The 19,725-nt window shown below is 59.4% G+C and carries 11 protein-coding genes; 9 read left to right on the top strand and 2 right to left on the bottom strand.

Features of this window, described 5'->3' with window-relative positions; genetic code table 11:
* Nucleotides 1-63: 63 nt before the first annotated feature.
* Entirely contained in the window at nt 64-3,024 is a 2,961-nt protein-coding gene (locus NKJ01_RS21180; RefSeq protein ID WP_352730681.1) for a glycosyltransferase, read from the bottom strand.
* Nucleotides 3,025-3,030: 6 nt separating this feature from the next.
* Nucleotides 3,031-3,273, bottom strand: a complete 243-nt coding sequence (locus tag NKJ01_RS21185) for a glycosyltransferase (RefSeq protein WP_352730683.1) — start codon at nt 3,271-3,273, stop codon at nt 3,031-3,033.
* A 236-nt stretch (nt 3,274-3,509) separates the two neighbouring features.
* Between NKJ01_RS21185 and NKJ01_RS21190 the strand changes: the two genes are divergently transcribed.
* The 9 genes from NKJ01_RS21190 (at nt 3,510) to NKJ01_RS21230 (ending at nt 19,676) form a co-directional block, all read left to right on the top strand.
* The gene (locus tag NKJ01_RS21190; RefSeq protein WP_352730684.1) at nt 3,510-5,852 is read left to right on the top strand and encodes a mechanosensitive ion channel family protein; all 2,343 of its coding nucleotides are present in this window, start codon (nt 3,510-3,512) and stop codon (nt 5,850-5,852) included.
* A 463-nt stretch (nt 5,853-6,315) separates the two neighbouring features.
* Entirely contained in the window at nt 6,316-9,615 is a 3,300-nt protein-coding gene (locus NKJ01_RS21195) for an ATP-binding protein (RefSeq protein ID WP_352730686.1), read from the top strand.
* An 18-nt stretch (nt 9,616-9,633) separates the two neighbouring features.
* Nucleotides 9,634-10,314 (top strand): redoxin domain-containing protein, encoded by a 681-nt coding sequence (locus NKJ01_RS21200; protein ID WP_023762157.1) that lies wholly within the window; start codon nt 9,634-9,636, stop codon nt 10,312-10,314.
* Nucleotides 10,315-11,025: 711 nt separating this feature from the next.
* Nucleotides 11,026-11,691, top strand: a complete 666-nt coding sequence (locus NKJ01_RS21205) for a hypothetical protein (RefSeq protein WP_352730688.1) — start codon at nt 11,026-11,028, stop codon at nt 11,689-11,691.
* 7 nt (nt 11,692-11,698) lie between these two features.
* On the top strand, nt 11,699-14,356 hold the full coding sequence (locus NKJ01_RS21210; RefSeq protein ID WP_352730690.1) for an OmpA family protein: 2,658 nt from the start codon (nt 11,699-11,701) through the stop codon (nt 14,354-14,356).
* Between the two features lie 13 nt (nt 14,357-14,369).
* Entirely contained in the window at nt 14,370-14,864 is a 495-nt protein-coding gene (locus NKJ01_RS21215) for a Rab family GTPase (protein ID WP_352605663.1), read from the top strand.
* A 3-nt stretch (nt 14,865-14,867) separates the two neighbouring features.
* Nucleotides 14,868-15,935 carry an adenylate/guanylate cyclase domain-containing protein gene (locus NKJ01_RS21220; RefSeq protein WP_352605665.1) on the top strand — a complete coding sequence of 356 codons (1,068 nt, stop codon included), beginning with the start codon at nt 14,868-14,870 and terminating at the stop codon, nt 15,933-15,935.
* Between the two features lie 413 nt (nt 15,936-16,348).
* Entirely contained in the window at nt 16,349-16,672 is a 324-nt protein-coding gene (locus NKJ01_RS21225; protein ID WP_352730692.1) for an SAM domain-containing protein, read from the top strand.
* Nucleotides 16,673-16,676: 4 nt separating this feature from the next.
* Nucleotides 16,677-19,676, top strand: coding sequence for an AAA family ATPase (locus NKJ01_RS21230; protein ID WP_352730757.1), 3,000 nt, complete (start codon nt 16,677-16,679; stop codon nt 19,674-19,676).
* The last annotated feature ends 49 nt before the right edge of the window (nt 19,677-19,725 follow it).

Genomic DNA, 19,725 nt, shown 5'->3' on the forward strand with positions numbered 1-19,725 from the left:
TTAAGGCCTGAGGTTGGTGCAAATCAGTAAGCGACGACGACTATCGGTGAGCGACCGGCTGCTTCATTCGAGCACCGCCTCGACAATGGCAACAAAGTCATCGAGCGAGCGATCCCCGCGAATCTCGATGCGTGGAAGGTCGATGGGATCGCAATCGAGGTTCGCCGGCCCGTGTCTGCCGCCGAAGCCGATCCGATAGCCGCACTCCTTGGCAAGCCGTCCGAGCCGTCGGTCGGTGACGGAGAAGGGTGCCGCCAACGCCGTGGTTGGCCGACCAGTCCACCGTTCGATGAACATACGAGAGCGCAGGAGCTCGGCGGCCAGGTCACAGCTCGACAGGCCATCGATCGCGCGATGCGACGCCAGATGGCTTCCGAAAAACGCACCTTCGGCGGAGAGGCGTCGCACCGTCCCGGCGTCCATAAGCCGCGTCGGCGGACCGATATCGGCGTCCCACTTTGCACTTTCGCCCACCAGATCCGTCACCAGGAACACTTCCGCGGTCAGGTCGTTGGCGCGCAAGATCGGCCAGGCATGGTCGGCAAAGTTCTGGAAGCCGTCGTCGAAGGTGATGAGCACCGGGCGGCCAACGAAAGGGTGACGGTTGGCGATGGACTGTTCCAACTGCTCGGACCCAATCGCGTGAAAGCCATTGGCGCGCAGCCACGCCATCTGGCTGGCGAATGCGGCGGGCGTGAGCCGAAAACGGGCGAGCGCGGCCGGGCCATCATCGGCGACGCTGTGATACATCAGGACAGGGATACGCTGCCGCCGCTCGCTACGCGCGACGTCGCGGCGCAAGGCCCGCGCCCCGCCCCAGACGATATTTCGCGCGACCCCGATTTCGATGGGCGCGCGGATTGGCACATGATCGATCACCGGTTCCGTCGCCACATCGTCCGGCGACGGGCGGCGGAAGCGGTCTATGCGGTAGAGCTCGGTCTGGATCGATTGCTCAAGGACGAGGCCTCCGGTCGCTGCCAGCGTCTCCGAGATCGCTTGCGCACCGAATGTGTTCCAGTCGAAGCCCGTCCTTTCAGGATTATCACGCAGCACGAATGCGTGTGCGCTGATGAAACTGCCGCCAGGCGCCAACGCCCCAGCGAATTTTTTGGCGATGCGCCGCAACTCTGCGAGATCATCCAGGTAGTAGAGCACCTCCGAACAGAAGATCAGATCCATCTCATCCGGCAGCGCGTCGGCGGAGAAATCCAGTACGCCGAATTCAATGTTCGGCTGATCGCTGCATCGCGCACGGGCCCGCTCGATGGCTATGGCGGAGATGTCAGTTGCAGTCAGATGGCCCACACGCGGCGCCAGCTGCCGCGTGAAGTGGCCCTCCGCGCAGGCCAGCTCAAGCGCCCGTCCGATGGGGCCATCAGGCAGGATTTCGAGCTGCCGCTGATATTTTTCCTGCTCATAGAGCGAGCCGTACTTCCACGGGTCCTCGGTCGCGAAATAGCTGTTCCAGAACGCCGTGCGATCACTCCTGTCCGCGGTCCGTGCTCGGCGCGGCGTTGCAGGAGGTGGTGCAGGTTCGGCGCTTGACCGAACCAGCTCCCGCGCTTCAGCGGCCAATTGGGCGAGTTTGCCGAAGTGGCTTTCCGGATCGGGCCGACGTCCGGCTGCGGACAACAATGCCTCGGCTGCAAGCGCGTTTGACGTGTCGGCACCAGCGCCCTTTTGCGGTACAGGCGATCGTCTCGAAAGCCTTGCGGCACTGTCTACAAGCCGCTCAGCGGGCACCACATTCTGGATTAATTCAATCCAATGATCCCCGGTCACTGTCCCGAGTACGCCGAACTGCACGACAGCCTCGATATGGCCATCGATCATCAGATAGGCGTAGATTTGATCGATTCCTTCCGGAAGGTCGATCGAGGTCGGATTTCGAGCGTCGACGCGAATTCCGAGTGTCCGCGCCAGTCTGCGCGGCGCGGCAAGATCGTCGACGTCGAGAAGCATTTGCTCAAGGTGATACTGGACGCGGCGAGCGGCGCCGGGATTGTCCCAGACCTTGCCGAGTTCGATGATCAACTCGGTGAGGGAGCCGCCGAACCTGTCCCAACTGGCAGCCAATTGCGCTGGCACCGAAAGGCTTCCAACCATAAGGCCATCGAAGACCACCGTGGCGATCTCACGCGCCCACTTACGTCCTGCCGGGAGCGCGCGCAGGGACTGCGGGTTGATCGAGTGCCAGCCGCGGCCGCAATCCGACGCGGCGTTCCACAACGCGAACCACGCGAGTGCTTCGGAAGCGGTGCTGCCGTTCGCCGAGATCGCTCCATTGGCGTGTGCCGGTGCTGGGTGTTTGACCCTGGGATCAGCAGAAAAGCCGCGGGCGATCACGATTTCCGCATCTAGCATCATCTGTGTCGAATTGCGGGAGAGCGCGTTGGGGCTGATCCGACAGTAAGCGAGCGGCTCGTCGACCATCACCCAATTTTTGCCTAGACGTGCGAGGCGCTGCCACAGATCCCAGTCCTCGCAGGTGCGCAGCGACACATCGAAACCGCCCAACTCGACAATTGCCTCCCGATCGACCAGAAGCGCGTGAGTGCGAATGGCACACTGGCGGGCGAATGTTTCGAAGGGCTGGATCGCAACCTCCGTTGAAATGCTCGACGGGGTGAGTTCGCCATCGGGCATCACGCGCCGAGAGCCGCAATAGGCGGCCACTGCATCGGGCGCGGTTTTCAGTGCGGCCAGCATTTTCGCAAGGAAGCTGGCATCCACCCAATCGTCAGCATCCAGAAACATGAGCCAGTGGCCGCACGCTGTCGAAATCCCGCTGTTGCGCGCGCCGGCGGCGCTATACGCGCAAGACCTCAATGTCCGAAATCGGGCATCGTGCTCCACATAACCGGCGATGATGGCAGGGGTGCTGTCCGTGGAGGCGTCGTCGACGATGATTGCCTCCCAATCCAATATTTCCTGATCGAGAAGGCAATCGAGTGCGCGCGCCAGCGTTACCTCCGCATTGTGCGCAGGAACCACGATTGAAACCAAAGGATTATGCGCCACGCCGTCTTACCCGCGCCTGGTTCGAAGGCAGAACAAAAGTCCCGAAACGTCGCCAGCGATTTGCTGCCAAAGGAAGCGGTCGTCAGGGACACTGTTCAACGGCGATCCGCCCGTCGACCCATCGTCTACCGCGACCATGCTCAGTACGTGGTAGGCCTGCTGGCGGATGCTGACAAGCGTTGCGCCGATGGTTTGCTCGGCATCGAACATCGAGACCACACCGGCTGCGGTAGCATCGTCGTGGATCATCGAGCTTTCGTTTTCTTCTGCAAGAGTCGGCGGATGACGGCATCGGATGGCAGCACCGCTCTGTCAAGATCGGGGCGAATTAGGGCAGGCAAAAAAAGAGAAGACAGGGCTGAATGGCAAGCGCTCATGCCCTCGTGGTATGGGCCTGGGATCCTGGTGGGCGTCGGTGTAGCTCGCAACGATGAAGTCTTGCACCTCAACATCTGTTTCTCCAAGGTAGGGCAACAACGGACATAATGTCGTCGCTTGTCGATTTTGACCAGAAGGTTAACAGCACGGTGCCACTCATGATTGGACGATCGGGAGCCGCGAACCTGGCGCGCCCGGCGCAGCGTCTCGGGTACCTGACGGCGATGCTTGTCCTGGTTGCCAGGCCGCTCGTCTTTGGGATCGCCCTCTTGTTGGCTGGCCAGGCACAGGCGCAGGCGCCGGTGACCGTCCCGCCTGAAAGGGTCAAACAGCTGTTCGAGCTTCTCGACGATCCAACAGTGAAGGCCTGGGTGGCGGAACAACGAAATCAGGACGCCGGATCGACGGGCACGCCTGCCGAGGCAGGGGCCTCGCCGACCGACGCATCGTCCGGCGCCGTGGCCGCACCGGGCCAGATGAATACGATGGCATCCTCGACGCTCGATCGGGTCAGGCACCATATCGAACGAATCGTGCGAACTTTGCCCCTGCTGCCAGGTCAGTTCGCGCGCGTTCGCGCAGAGACCATGCAGGACATGTCCAGCAAGGGGTCCGCAAGCGTATTTATGCTGATTGCGATGTTCATTGCTGCCGGCCTGGCGCTCACTTGGGCAACGTATAAAGTCACACGTCCATTTCGTCTTTGGATTATCGCGCAATCGAAGGATACGCCAATCGGGCGAGCCAAGAAGATTGGTGGTCGCGCGCTTTATTCCAGCATGCTGATTGTCTCTTTCGCACTGGGCAGCGCCGGCGCGTTTATGTTGTTCGACTGGCCGATGCTTATCCGCGAGATTGTATTGACATTCCTGATGGCGGCGGTCCTCACATGGGGTGTGCGCATGTACGTCATGGCCATGCTTGTCCCTTCCTTCATGAACGTCGAGAACGCCGTCGAGGTTCGGGGTTTGCCGATCACCAACGTAGTGGCGGACCATTGGTCCTATTGGCTGCCCCGGATCGTCGGCGTCTTCGCCTTTTTCGGCGCAGCGTTTATCCTCTTGCCGGGTCTCGGCATCGATCAGGACGGAATGATGGTCCTGTCACTGGGCGCCGATTTCGTGCTGCTGCTGCTGTTGCTGCTTGCCATCTGGCGTCGGCCAAGAACGCAGCGAGACGGTGTACGCCACAGCGGTCACACGGAAGTGACATGGTTGTTGACTGCTTATTTCGTCGTCCTGTTCCTGCAGCGTGTAGCCGGGCTCTATATATACTTCTGGTTTACCTTCGCCGCATTCTTCCTGCCGTTCGCAATCGTGCTGACACAGCGCGGGGTTAATTTCGTCCTGCGGCCGGGTTCGGAAGATGTCGGCCGGCCTACGATCCCGGCGGTGACGATCGCTGTCATCGATCGCGGAATCCGGATGATTTTGATCCTGGCGGCGGCTTACTTTCTCGCGGGTGTCTGGGGTCTGAACATGCAATCGATGCGCGACAGCGATACGACGACGATGTTCATTTTGCGAGGCTTGATCAATGTCGTGGTCATTGCCCTCGCAGCCGATTTCGGCTGGTCGATCATCAAGGCTTTGATCGAACGGAAGCTGGGCATCGAAATACCGCACCCTGTGATCAGCGACGAGGACGTCCCGATCCTCGATCCGCAGCAGGCGCGGCTGAACACGCTCTTGCCGATCCTCCAGAACATGCTGCTCGCATTGATCGTTGTGATGGCGGTGCTGATGATGCTCGCCTCCATGGGTATCCAGATCGGCCCGCTGATCGCTGGCGCTGGCGTCGTCGGCGTCGCGGTGGGCTTTGGCGCACAAACCGTCGTCAAGGACGTCATTTCAGGCGTGTTTTTTCTGCTCGATGATGCGTTTCGTGTCGGCGAATATATTTCCTCGGGCAATTACAAGGGGACGGTGGAAAGTTTTTCGCTGCGCTCGGTGAAGCTGCGCCACCATCGTGGCCCGCTGTTCACGATACCTTTCGGTGAACTCGGGGCAGTCCAGAACCAGAGCCGTGACTGGGTTATCGACAAATTCAACATCACCGTTGGCTATGACACCGATATCGACTTCGCTCGCAAGCTGATCAAGCGCATCGGCCTCGAACTGGCGGAAGATCCGGAGTTCAAACACTGGGTGCTCGACCCAATCAAGATGCAGGGCGTGCAGGAGTTCGGCGAGTACGGCATCGTATTGAGGGTCAAGGCCATGACCAGACCGGGAGGCGCCTTCGGTATGAAACGCAAATTCTATGTGCGCCTGCGCCAAGTCTTCAAGGAACAGGGCATCGAGCTCCCATTCCCGACCGTCCACATCCAGGGGCTACAGACCCCACATGAGGCAGAGAATGCGCCATTGGAGGTCACACCCGAGTTGCAAATGGCTGTCGCGCAGTCGCACACCAATCGGCGCAGGAAAAAAGCCAGCACAACGGAGTAGGAGGACTGTGACATCTACCGGCGGCTTGCGCGCATCGCCCATGGCAGGGATCGCCTTCTATCTTCAACTGTTTAAGCCGAAAAAAGCGTAACGAGCCTCGCCGATCCCGACTATACTCTGACAGCTGCCGGCAGTGACGTGGCCTTTGCGTCAAACTCTATATGCCGGTACGGCAGCGATCTTGCCGTTATGGCGGTCGATATTGAAAGTCAGGATGAGTGGCCTTGATCACGCGTCTCCTCATCTCAACGCTAGCAGGTGGCAAGAGGAAACTTTCGCAAACGATGGCCACGGCGCCGTCCGGATCGGCAGCGCTCTGCCCCAGGACCCGCACCGATCGCTCGATGCCCATTTTGCACTGCCGCTTGCTGGTCGACGGCGATCGGTTCATCCTTGTGAATACCCTGGCCGTGAAGTGCGTAGCTAGATCACACCGTCACGGCCCCTAGCGAGGTCTTGTTCTATGGACTGCTCAGGCTGCGGTTTCGAGGTTGAGAGCGGTTACGCTTTCTGTCCGAGGTGTGGCAGGCGCCAGCCCGTGCTTTGCGCCAGTTGCGGCTATCCCTGCGCACCTGATTTCGAGTTCTGTCCGAAATGTGGGGCAAGCGTCGGTGCGTCCGCAAAAGCCGTCGAACGGCCTGCTCCGACACCAAGCCAGACCATTGTGCCGCCTTCTCGGACTCCGTCGCTTCTTGCGAACATCGAACGCGAAGAAGGGCTGCATCCCGTCTCTGACGCCGATCGCCGGACGGTAACGGTCCTGTTCGCCGACCTTTGCGGCTTCACGACACTCAGTGAGCAACTCGACCCCGAGGTCATGCAAGCGCTGCAGAACGAACTGTTCAAGGAATTGACCGCGGCCGTCCGAAACTTTGGTGGTTTCGTCGACAAATTCATCGGCGATGCACTGCTCGCTTTGTTCGGTGCGCCGGTCGCGCATGAGGACGATCCGGAGCGTGCGCTTCGCGCCGCTCTTGACATGATCGCCCGCACGGCGCGGTTGGGCGAAGGCACCTCCCACTCCGGCTCGCCTCTGTTACTCCACATCGGCATTAACACGGGTCCGGTTGTTACTGGCGGATTGGGCATCGGCACCGCCAAATCCTATTCGGTTACCGGCGACACGGTGAATACGGCGCAACGCCTGCAATCGCTCGCCGCGCCGGGTGAGGTGCTGGTAGGCGAGCTCACTCACAGGCTGACGCGGCATGCCTTCTCTTACGAGCCGCTGGGTGATGTCGTGCTTCGCGGCAAGGCTGGCAGTGTGCTCGTCCATCGACTCGATGCCCCGCTAGCGGCGCCGCGTGCAGCGCGTGGGCTCGAGGCACTCGGCCTCAGCGCGCCGATGATAGGTCGTGGTGCGGAGCTCAATAGAATGCTGGCGAGCCTTGACCAGGCGTGTGGCGGCTCGGCCCAACTTGTCCGCCTCGTCGGAGAAGCCGGTATCGGGAAATCGCGGCTGGTGAAGGAGTTCGTCGCCCGCGTCGGCGATGAGGATCGTTTTCGCAACGTCGCTGTGCGGCAGGCCACCTGCTCACCACTGGGCGAACAATCATTTGGCGCCTTGGGCGCGGTGGTGCGCAGCGCTGCCGGGATGATGCAAAACGACAATGGGGACGAAATGCGGGAGAAGCTCGCAGCCTTGCTTACCGATCTCGGCCTGCAGGGCGAGGAGGCAAAGCGATTGATGCCTCTGCTCTACCATGTGCTTGGCCTTGGCGACCCCGAAGCCACGTTGCAGCATGTCGAGCCCGAGCAGTTGCGGCGGCAAATTCTCTACGCAGTCCGCACGATCATCGAACGGCGGCTTGCGCTGTCACCGCTGTTGATTGTCGTCGAAGACCTGCACTGGGCCGACGCTGTGTCGCTTGAGGCGCTACGTTTCGTGATGGACAGGTTGGAACGCACGCGGTTGATGTTGCTGGTCACCCATCGTCCGGCGCCGGACAGCGGCCAGCTCGACTCAAGTCGGGTCAGTCATACAGCGCTGAGACTTTCGCCGCTTAACAGGAATGACGGCCGCAGCCTGCTGGCGGCGCTTTTCGGCGAGAGCTGGGTAAACTCTGCAGGCGGGCTTCTCGAGCAAATCCTCGAGCGCGCGGGCGGCACCCCCCTTTTTCTAGAGGAGATCGTTCGCGGCCTTATCGATCGCGGTGTACTGATGCGCGAGGGCCAGCGATGGCGGACTGTGGCAGGCGAAGTCGCAACCGGCATTCCCGCCACTATCCAGGCAATGTTGCTTGCTCGCGTCGACCGGCTGCCCCAAGAGGTGCGCCGATTGGCCCAGGAAGCCGCGGTAATCGGCCCGCGCTTCGATGCCACACTTCTGAAAACCGTGACAGCCGACCCCGGCCGGCTAGAAGCCGCCTGCGAAATGCTGTGCGATGCGGAAATCATCGAGGAAGTTGCCGGATCAGGCTCGGTCTCGTCGCAAAGCTACCGCTTTACGCAAACGTTGCTGCAGGACGTGATCTACCAGAATCTGCTCCTGCAACGCCGCACCGACATTCACGGGCGGGTCGGCGCTGCCTTGGAGCAAATGTGCGGCGACAAGCCGGAACGACTCGAGGATTTGACAGTGCTCGGTCATCATTTCGCACAGAGCGCCGAACGGGAGAAGGGTGCGCATTACCTGCAGGCAGCGGGCGATCGCGCTCGAATGATATACGCCAACGATGACGCCCTTCGTCTCTACGAGCGAGCCCTGACTGCGTTGGGCGCGGTCGGGCAAACACCGCTCAAACTGGCAATTCAAGAGTGCATTGCCGATCTGAGCGGCCCGGCAGGCCACCGCGAGATCGCGCACAGCCACTACGACACGGTGTTGCAGGCATACCGCGAGTCAGGCGATCGTGTCGCTTCGGCGCGAGTTTTGCGTAAGATCGGCCGGCTGCTCTGGGACGTCGGCAAGCGGGACCACGCAGAATCCCGCTATGCTGAAGCGGCAGCGCTCCTCGATGGAGCGGATGCCCCGGTCGAGCAGGCGCATCTCTGGCAAGAACGTGGCCGACAGGCATTCCGTAGCGGAGCTCATGCTCTCGCGGCAAAATGGGCAGACGCAGCGCTGGATTGCGTAGGCACCCTGACGACGGAACATGTCTCCGAGGTGGGGCGTGGTGCCACTCTTGTGACCGCCGAGGCACTCAATACCAAGGCTGTGGCGTTGGCTCGTCTTGGGCGAAACCGTGAAGCCGTGCGTCAGGTTGAGCGTAGCATTGAATTGGCCGAAGCCGCCGGTCTGCTGGGCGCGGCCTGCCGCGGCTACACCAATCTCGGTGTGCTTTACACGACCATCGATCCGGCACGGGCGATGGAGGTCTGTCGGCGCGGTCTTGAAGTGGCGCGCCATATTGGTGATCTGGGCTTTCAGGCGCGCCTCCTCGCCAATTTGGCGGTCGCTTGTTGTACCTTCACGGATCGCTGTCCAACGGAGGGCGTGCCTGCTGCCGAGAAGGCCATCGAGATCGACCGGGCACTCGACCAGCGCGAGCACCTGCCGGTGCCGTTGATCGTGCTTGGGCAGATCCACCAGTGCAACGGCCGTCCGGAACTGGCGGTTGGCTTGTTCAACGAAGCACTGGAGGTAGCCCGCGAAACGGCCGAACCCCAACTGCTGTTTCCGTGCTATGATGGTCTTGCAACGCTTAATCTCGACCTCGACAATCTGGCCGAGGCCGAACGCTACTTTTCCTTGGCGCAGGGTGTATGCGCCCAGCACGGGCTCGACCCGGAGACGCTTGTGGTGCTGCCTTTTCTCGATTAGCCGGGGTTGGAGGTTGAAATGTCCGCGCGCAGTGACTTGGTACCGCTTCAACCGGGCGACCGGGCGCCAAACGTGGTACTCGACGCCATTTCCCAGGAAGGCAAGATCGCGCTTGACGACTTTCGCGGGCATAAACCGGTCCTTGTTGGCCTGTTTCGAGGTCTGCATTGTGCGTTTTGCCGGCGCCATATCGCCGCCCAGGCGCGGCTTGATCCGGAACTGCGTGAAAAGGGCGTGCAGAGCCTGACGGTGGTCAACACGCCGATCGAACGGGCGCGTCTCTATTTCCGCTACCACCCGATGCCAAATCTGCTTGCGGCCTCCGACCCTGAACGCGCTTCACATCGTGCTTTTGGACTGCCCAATCTCGAATTCACCGAAAACGAGACGAACTGGCCGTACAAGGTCTCGATGGCAATGGCGAAGGATATGCGGGTCGACTTGCCAGGCGAGTTGCCCGGTCCCATGGATCCTTTTGCGGCCAGCGAATTCCTCGGCAAGAAGGACAATTACGAAGTGACCGAAGCCGACGAGCAGATGATGGCAACGGGACACGGACAATTGATAGGTCAATTCCTGCTGGACCGGCAGGGGATCGTCCGGTGGAGCTTCACGGAGGTTCCTGAGGGTGGGCGATACATGTTTGGGGCGCCAAACCCGCAGGAGTTGATGTCAGCAGTGTCCCAAGTCGCCCAATAGAGACCCTTGCAGGAGTAAGTTGCGGCGATGCGCACGCAATCGCGTCTATCCCCGCATGATGCGATAGACATTTGCATCGCCGACACCGAGGTCTGCACGCAGCATCGTTGTGGTGCCTGCGGCAGGAACGTCATGCCCCGCACGGTCCGCCGACCCATGTCTGCTGCCGAAGCCGGTTCGATAGCCGCACTCCTTAGCCTGCCAAGCCGTCGGTCGGTGACAGAGAAGGGTGCCCGCGAACGTGGTTGGGTCCACTTTTCAATAACTACAAGAGAGCGCAGGAGTTCGGCGGCAAGCTCAGAGCTCGACAGACCGCCGATCGTGCGATGCGTGCCGAACTGCAGCACAGCTCTGTCAAGATCGGGGCGAATTAGAGCCAGGCGAAAAAGTTGAAGACAGGCCTTAAGGCAAGCGCTCATAGAAGTTCAATGAAGCTATAGGTTAGTCGCAATTCATCTCGACGTGATTTCATATAACGTATCACTACTCATTTCGGCGTAGATTGCCGAGTGGTCAATTGGATTTGCCGGCTATTTCCGTTATCAAAAATAGGTACCAAGAGCGAACTCAATCGTAGGTTGTGCATTACCCAAAAGACGAACAAGGGACGCACGAATCGGATTGCGCCAAGGGATTCCGGCTTGCAGACCTGGTATTTGTCTGACATGATTTCGCGTTTTCAAGTTTTGTTCTGGTCAATGGGGCGTCTGGATGGCTAAGGAATCTTCGAATGCCGCTTCTTCGGCAAATAAAGTGGACGGAAACCTGATCGGTAATGCAGAGGGAAACGGGCTGAACTTCGTGGTGGGCCAGGCTCGCGACGGCGGGGCCTCGGGCGACGCTGTAGGTGTCGACAAGATACGTGATCTGCTGTTCGGCAACCAGATGCAGGACTATGACCGCCGCTTTTCCAAGCTTGAAGAACGGGTCTTGCAGCGCTTCAAGGATGTCGAATCGGAAGCCAAGCGCAATCTCGAAATGTACGAGTCAAATGCAAAGAAGCAGATCGATTCGCTTGCGGGGCAATTGCGGAACGAAAAAGATTCACGAGCCGATGCCGACAAGGAGATCGACCGGAATCTTCGCGAGCAAAACCAGGCACTTGAAAAGCAGGTGCGCGCGTTGTCGGACCAATTGAGCGAGCTTGAGCGCGACGTTGCGGACCGGATAAATCGAAACGATCATTTGCTGCGTGAGGAAATCAAGCAGAAGAATGAAGGCGTTCAGTTGCTGATAGAGAAAATGTTTGCCGACCTCAGCAACGTCAAGACCGACCGAAATCTTCTGGCTGGCCTGTTTGTCGAGGTTGCAAAATGTCTGAATCAGGACCCGGTCGGCAGCAAGAGCAACTCGGACCGTAGCTGGAAAGTGAGTTGATGGGACCTTGACGTCAACCGTCGACCCGATCACCCTTCCGCAAAGAACAGCCTCGAACGATACAGAGATTGATCGCGAGGCTCTGGCTCGCCTTTTGATCGAAATTGCCCGGAATGTTGATCCGGACTACCGCGCGCGTTTCGACGGAGTTCCAACCGCCGATCCTCGCATGGAAACGCTGCGCCAATTGCTGGTCAGCCGCGAAATTTCAGAGCTTTCACGAGTTACCCATCTGCTAGACGAACCGGAACAGCTCGCGGCAGCCGTGGGCGACGTTCTTTCAAATGCGGCCGCACGAGCGCCTCATGCGCAACTCGGCGAGGCCCTTGCGCCAGCTGTTGAAAGGGCTGTGCAACGGTCAATCCAGAAGAGCCCTGGCACGCTGACGGATATTTTATACCCAGTGTTTCTGCCGGCAATTCGCAAGTCGATCGGGGAAAAGATCGACCAGACCTTTCAGTCGTTGAATGAAACTTTGAGACATATCTTTACCTGGCATGGGCTCAAGTGGAGATTTGAATCGTGGAGAACTGGAGCTAGCTTCTCAGAAGTTGTTCTGAAGCATTCTCTTATCTATCGTGTGGAGCACGTCTTTCTCATTAACCGCAATTCCGGGCTTTTGATAGCGCATGTAACTGCCGATAATGCAACTAGCGAAGATCCTCAACTTATTTCTTCGATGCTCAGTGCAATTCAAGATTTTGTGAAAGATTCATTTAACGAGAAAGAGCAGAGCGGCCTGGACACAATTCGTTTTGGCGACCTTCGTCTCTGGTCGGAAGTTGGACCGTTTGCGACCCTGGTTTCGGTGATCCGAGGAAATCCGCCAGAGGAATTGCATGAAATCGTTCGCGATGTATTGCTTCGCATCCATGATGAATGCTCGCAGGCTTTAGAGCAGTTTGACGGCGACAGTTCGCAGTTGGCCGGCATAGAAGCGCAGTTGCAGACCTGCGTTGAACTGAAGCAGGAGGAATCAAACCAGGGATTTCCGTGGCTGGTGGTGGCTGCAGCCCTGCTGATTTTGATCCCGGCAGGCGGTTGGTTCTTTCTTTCCTGGCAATCCGGGCAGCGCTGGCAGGCCTATGTGTCGCGACTGGAGACCCAGCCTGGCATCATCGTTGCAGAACAAAAGATGCGCGGCGGCCAATTCTATATTGCCGGCCTGAGAGACCCGCTTGGCGCCGACCCGCAGTCGCTGTTGTCTGGAACGCAGGTCGATCCCGCCCGCGTTCATTCACAGTGGCAATTGTATCAGAGCCTTGAGCCGGAGTTCGTGTTGAAGCGGCTGACGGCGTCGCTGTATCCGCCGGATACAGTACGACTTTCGATCGTCAATGATCGCATCGTTGCCGAGGGCGAGGCTCCCGACACCTGGATAGATCGTGCGCGCGCAGCCGCCCGCCAGCTTTCGGCAGGCGGACCGGAATTCGACATCTCCAAGGTTCGTGATGTGAGCCCCGAAGCACGCGCGGCGGAGCACTGGCAGGCCTATGTGTCGCGACTGGGGACCCAGCCGGGCATCATCGTTGCAGAACAAGAGATTCGCGACGGCCAATTCTATATTGCCGGCCTGAGAGACCCGCTTGGCGCCGACCCGCAGTCGCTGTTGTCTGGAACGCAGGTCGATCCCGCCCGCGTTCATTCACAGTGGCAATTCTATCAGAGCCTTGAGCCGGAGTTCGTGTTGAAGCGGCTGACAGCGTCGCTGTATCCGCCGGATACAGTACGACTTTCGATCGTCAATGATCGCATCGTTGCCGAGGGCGAGGCTCCCGACACCTGGATAGATCGGGCGCGCGCAGCCGCCCGACAGCTTTCGGCAGGCGGACCGGAATTCGACATCTCCAAGGTTCGTGATGTGAGCCCCGAAGCACGCGCGGCTGAGCACTGGCAGTATTATGTGTCGCGACTTGAGGCCCAACCGGGGATCATCGTCGCCCAACAAACGGCGAGGGGCGGACATTTCTACATTTCCGGCCTGAGAGACCCGCTTGCGGCCGACCCGCAAGTTCTGCTGTCCGGGACGGGGGTTGATCTTGACCGCGTTCATTCACAGTGGCAATTCTATCAGAGCCTCGATCCGAAGTTCGTGGTGAAGCGGCTGACGGCGTCGCTGACCCCGCCGAAATCGGTCCAGCTTTCGATCATCCAGGGTCGCATCGTTGTCGTGGGTGAGGCTCCTGCCGCCTGGATCAACCGGGCGCAGGCCGCCGCCGAACAACTTTCGGCGGACGGAGTGGTTCTGGATGTCTCGCAGCTGCATGAACTGGACCTTGCAGAACTCAATCATTTGAGAGAAGCCATCCAGACGACCGATATTTTCTTCTCTTCCGGCAAAGTTGTGCCGGGACCAGAGCAGGTGCCGGTTCTCGACAGATTGGCGGGTCAAATAAAGGAATTCGCCCAAGATGCCCGCAAGTCAGGCGTAACAGCGCGGTTCATGTTGACCGGGCATTCGGACGCCACGGGCCGTGAGACGGCCAACGCGTCGATCAGCGCCGCCCGCGCCGAGACAGTTCGTGCGCTTCTCAACAAGCGCGGCGTCGCTCCGGAACTGCTGCTGGTTCGGGGCGCGGGCACCTTTGAACCCGCGGTGCCTGAAAATAGTCAAACTGGTAGCTCCACCAATCGCCGGGTTTCGGTTACGGTAAACCTGGATTAGGGCGGAGCCCAAGATGTTGCAAAAAAAGATCTGTATGTTGGGCGGGTTCTCTGTCGGAAAGACCAGCCTGGTTCGCAGGTTTGTGCAAAGCATCTTTTCAGAAACCTACTTGACCACGGTAGGAGTGAAAATCGACAAGAAGAGTGTCGCACTCCCGGACAAAACAGTGGATCTGATTTTGTGGGATTTGGCCGGCGAAGACGATATCGGCTCATTCCGCGTCAGCCATGTGCGAGGTGCGACAGGGCTCGTGCTTGTCGTCGACGGAACCCGCGCCGCTACTCTTGCCGCCGCGCTCACGCTGCGCGAGCGGGTCGAGGCCGAATTCGGTGCTATGCCGTTTGTATTGCTGTTCAACAAATCCGATCTGGCCGATCAGTGGGTAATACCGGATAGTGAGATTAACGGATTGAGGCAACGTGGATGGCAAATCTATCTAACAAGTGCGCTTTCGGGTGAGCATGTCGATGATGCGTTCCTTCAACTTGCTTCGATGGTCACCAAATAGACCATGCGTAGATTGCCAAGAGAAGTCGGAGATTGGATTTACAATTTCTTCTATAACGAGCACTCTATCGCATATGTCAAAATTGACGCCCAGCTTTGCATAGCCGCGAAGGGCGGTAACGTTGAACATTACGGGCTCTTATCCGTTCGCATCGGTAGGCCTGTTACCGATCAGCTTCAATTCATGGAAGGCTTGCTGCCTTTCCCGGAACTTCCATATCATATGGCTATGATCGAACTGCCCAGCGGGCGTGTCGCGGACCTTCATCTTTTTGCCGACGACGACTGCGTGTGGCTGCTCTTTCTTGACGCCACTGCCGAACGCGACAACAAGCAGCGGCTTCAACAGAAGGCTTATGAAATGACGCTCCTGCAGGAGAGGGAGCGTCAACTCAACGAGAAATTACAATCGACGAACGAGGCGTTGAGGAAGAGCCAGGAGGGATTGTCGCGTGAATACCAGCGCGCCGAATCCCTGCTCCTCAACATTCTTCCGGCGTCGATCGCGGAGCGGTTGAAAGCACACAAAAAAATTGCGGACAACCACGCGGAGGTGAGTGTGCTTTTTGCCGACATCGTCGGTTTCACGGAAAGAGCGCGGAGCGTCGGAGCGGTAACGACCCTCGCTATCTTAAATTACTTCTTCAAGGCGGCGGATCGGCTCTCGGAACGACACGGCTGCGAAAAGATCAAGACAATCGGCGATTGTGTGTTGGTTGTCGCTGGCTTGCCCACCGCGCGATCCGATCATGCACAAGCCCTTGCGCACTATGCACTTGAACTGCGGAGGGCGGTCAAGCGCGAACGCTTCGCGGGAGAACCGATAAGACTGAGAATTGGAATTCACTCAGGACCGATCGTCGCCGGCGTCATAGGCAAAAGGCGGTTCGCCTACGACCTGTGGGGCGAGACCGTTAACCTCGCCTCACGCATTCAAACGTCCGCGGAGCCCGATGAAATCCGTATTTCCGATGCAACCCGCCAACTGCTCGGACCAAAATTTGCTTGCGACCCGCTCGAGGAAACGGAATTGCGTGGTACAGGCCGTGTCCGAATGTGGCGGCTCGGTTAGTAATTGACGGCAGTTGCGTTTCCGACGAACCGCATGATTGTTCATCAACCGTCAATCCGCAATGCCTGCTTTCCGCAGGCCATCTTGCCAGTGCTCCACGTCCTCCTGACGGCGATATGGCGAGCTCCGCTTGTAATCACTCAGAGTGAAACCAGGCTTGCGCTCGAGGCACCTGCCCCAAGCCAATATTGCCTCGTCAATGCGTCCGAGCTGTCCCAAACAGGCAGCCAGATTGCGAACCCACGATCATAGTTGTCATTGTCCCAACGGCGAAACGAATCCAGCGAAGCCTCATATTCACCGAGCAGATAGTAACCTCCAGCTTCGACAGAAATCCAAGCCTACAGCATTTCCCTGGCATCTGAGTTACTATTGCGGCTGAGGGACCCGAATTTCAGCCTTGGGAGAGCTGTGTGGACGTTGCCGCTTGGTTGCGAGGCCTCGGCCTCCAGCAATACGAGCAGGCATTTCGCGACAACGCGATCGACGCGGAAGTCCTGCCGGAGCTGACTGATGCCGACCTCGAGAAGCTTGGGATGCTCCTCGGTCATCGCAAGCGATTCCGCAAGGCAGTAGTGGGGCTGGGGCCATCGTCAAGCCATACGCACGCTAGCACCGATGACATCGCGGCTCAGAGCCGCACCCGGGAGCCCATCGTCGAGCGTCGACAGCTGACCGTCATGTTCGTGGATCTCGACGGCGCTGGCGACGCGTCTGGATCCCGAGGATCTGCGTGAGACCATCGGTGCATATCACCGCTGCGTCGCCGATACGGTCGCCCATTTCGGCGGCTTTGTCGCCAAGTATATGGGCGACGGAGTCTTGGTGTATTTCGGCTACCCGCAGGCGCACGAGGATGCTGCTGAGCAGGCGGTGCGTGCTGGCCTTGCTCTCGTCAATGCCGTTAGGCGACTGCCAGAGCCTGAGCCATTGCGGGTTCGTATCGGCATCGGCACTGGACAGGTCGTCGTCGGCGATCTGATCACCGCCGGCGAAGGGCACGAGCGCGGCGTCGTAGGCGAGACGCCGAACCTAGCCGCCCGCTTGCAAGCTCTTGCCGAACCCGACGCGGTCGTGATCGGGCCGCAAACGCGGCAGCTGGTCGGCGATCTTTTCGAATATCGCGATCTTGGCGCGGTCGAGGTGAAAGGCTTTCCGGAGCCGATCCATCCCTATCAAGTTTTTCGTGAGAGCGCTGTCGAAAGCCGCTTCGAGGCGCTGCATGGGACGACGCCCACGCCGCTGGTCGGGCGTGAGGAGGAGGTCGACCTGCTGCAGCGCCACTGGCATCGCGCGAAAAATGGTGAAGGTCGTGTGGTGCTGCTCTCAGGCGAGCCCGGCATCGGAAAGTCGCGCCTCACCGTCACCTTGCAGGAGCGGATCCAGAATGAGCCACACACCCGCTTGCGCTATTTCTGTTCGCCGCACCATCAAGACAGCGCGCTCCACCCGACCATTGCCCAGCTAGAACGTGCCGCCGGGTTGGAGCGCAACGATCCACCTGAGAGGAAGCTGGATAAGCTTGCGGCCCTGCTTGCCCCGACCTCGCCGGAGGACGTGGCGCTGCTGGCCGAGCTGCTGTCGTTGCCGACTGAAGGTCGCTTCCCGCCTCTCCAACTGACGCCCCAGCGTAAGAAAGAGAAAACCTTTGAGGCGCTGCTCCGGCAGCTCGAAGACCTGACGCGGCAAGGCCCGGTGCTGATGCTTTACGAGGACGTGCACTGGATCGACCCCAGCTCACGCGAGCTGCTCGACCTTCTCATCGAGCGCATGTCGCGCCTGCCGGTGCTGCTGGTCGTCACCTTTCGCCCGGAATTTCAAGCGCCATGGAGCGGGCAGGCACATGTCAGACTGCTTGCCCTCAGCCGGCTGGACCGTCGCGACGGCGCCGCGCTGGTCCAGCGGGTCGTCGGCAACGGAGAGCTGCCGAGCGATGTTGTCGCCGAGATCATCGAGCGCACGGATGGCGTGCCACTGTTCGTCGAGGAGCTAACCAAGGCGGTATTGGAGAGCGGCAATGCCGGGACAGTGCTCTCAAGAGCTGCTGCGACGGCGTTGAACGTCCCCGCCACACTGCATGCCTCGTTGATGGCGCGGCTTGATCGCTTCGGCTCAACCGCTAAGGAAGTCGCACAGGTCGGCGCGGTTCTCGGTCGGGAGTTCTCCTACGAATTGCTGGCAGCGGTCGCACAGCGAAATGCCGCTGATCTAAATGGCGCACTGGATCAACTCGTCGGCGCCGGTCTGGTGTTCTGCCGCGGGACGCTGCCACTGGCCACTTACCTCTTCAAGCATGCGCTCGTTCAGGACGCAGCCTATGGCACGCTGCTGCGCGGCAAGCGTCAGGAGCTACACAAGCGTGTCGCAGATGTGTTGGAGGAAAAGTGGCCCGAGATCACTGAAGCGCAACCCGAGCTCCTCGCGCACCACCTACAGCAAGCTGGGAATTGGGCGGGCGCGCTCGATCACTGGCAAAAGGCGGGAAGGGCCGCCGTGGCCAGAGCTGCCACTCGGGAAGCCGTGTCGCACTTTGCCAGTGCGATCGACTGCAGTACCAGATTTGGCGATGTCTCCGGCGGCTCCGAACGGATGACACGTCTCCGCCTTGCGATGGCCAATGCCTTGATGCAGGCTGAAGGGTATCGTTCTGAGCGCCTTGGGAAGGCGCTTCAAGATGCACGTCTTGCTGCCGCGAACACTGCATCGGTCGAATTGCAATGCGACGTTGCGCTTTCGCTCGCTCCATTTTTTTATGCAACCGGGCGCAATCACGATTACCTGACCCTGGCCGAAGAGCAGCTCGCAAACGGTGCCGATCTCCTTCCAACGGCCTATCTGAGTTGTCTTTGGGCAACAAAGGGGATCGCTCATTCCAACCGGGGAGAACAACCGCTGGCAGTGGAGGCCTTGCGCAAGGCCTTAGCTCTGATTGATCGGGTTGACCCAAGTCGTCGCATTTCGTTCGCCGGTGCGGATCAACGTGTCTCTACCCAGGACTATCTTAGTGGTTCGCTGATCATTTTGGGCTTCATCGATGTTGCAGTCGAAGAGAACGAGCGCTTACTTCGAAATGTTGAACAATTCGACAGGCCCTTCGACTTAGCCTGGCATCTTCTCACTCAGTGCGAGTTTTGCGCGTTAGTTGGTCACTACGAGGAACTCCTTGAGAACGCCACGAAGATCGTCGAGATTTGCGAACGACATGGCTACACTGCGCGTCGAAGTGGCGGCCTTTTATGGCGCGGCCATGCCCGCTCGCATTTAGGTGAACTGGATGCCGGCATCGATGACGTCCGGGAGAGTATGGTTCTTTGGCGTGCGCAGGGCGTCGTATTTCATACGCCTGAGAGAACATGCGAACTTTGTGATCTTCTCCTGCGAGCCGGTCGCATCGAAGACGCATCGCAAATGCTTGATGATGTCGATACCCTCGTTTTCGATACGGACGAGGCGAGCTACCTGGCAGAATGTATTCGCCTTCGTGGCCAAATCGCCGCGGGCAGAGGTGACCTAAAGGGTGCCGCGCACCTATTCGAAACAGCAATTGCCACCGCCCGTCGGCAGCAAGCGAGACTCTTCGAGCTTCACGCCCTAACGCAGCTCGCACCAGTTCTGGCGCGTCAAGGTCGTGTCCATGAGGCAGCGACGCGGCTGCAAGCGGTGGTCCACACATTTAACACCAGGTACCCAATCGTCGACCTCATCGCGGCACAAAGTGCGCTGGACGCCCTTTGCCATTGAGGTCGCACCATCTGCGGCGATTCCGACAGCGTAGTTTGCGCCGATTTGA

This window comes from Mesorhizobium sp. M0276 (assembly GCF_040321755.1).
GTDB lineage: Bacteria > Pseudomonadota > Alphaproteobacteria > Rhizobiales > Rhizobiaceae > Mesorhizobium.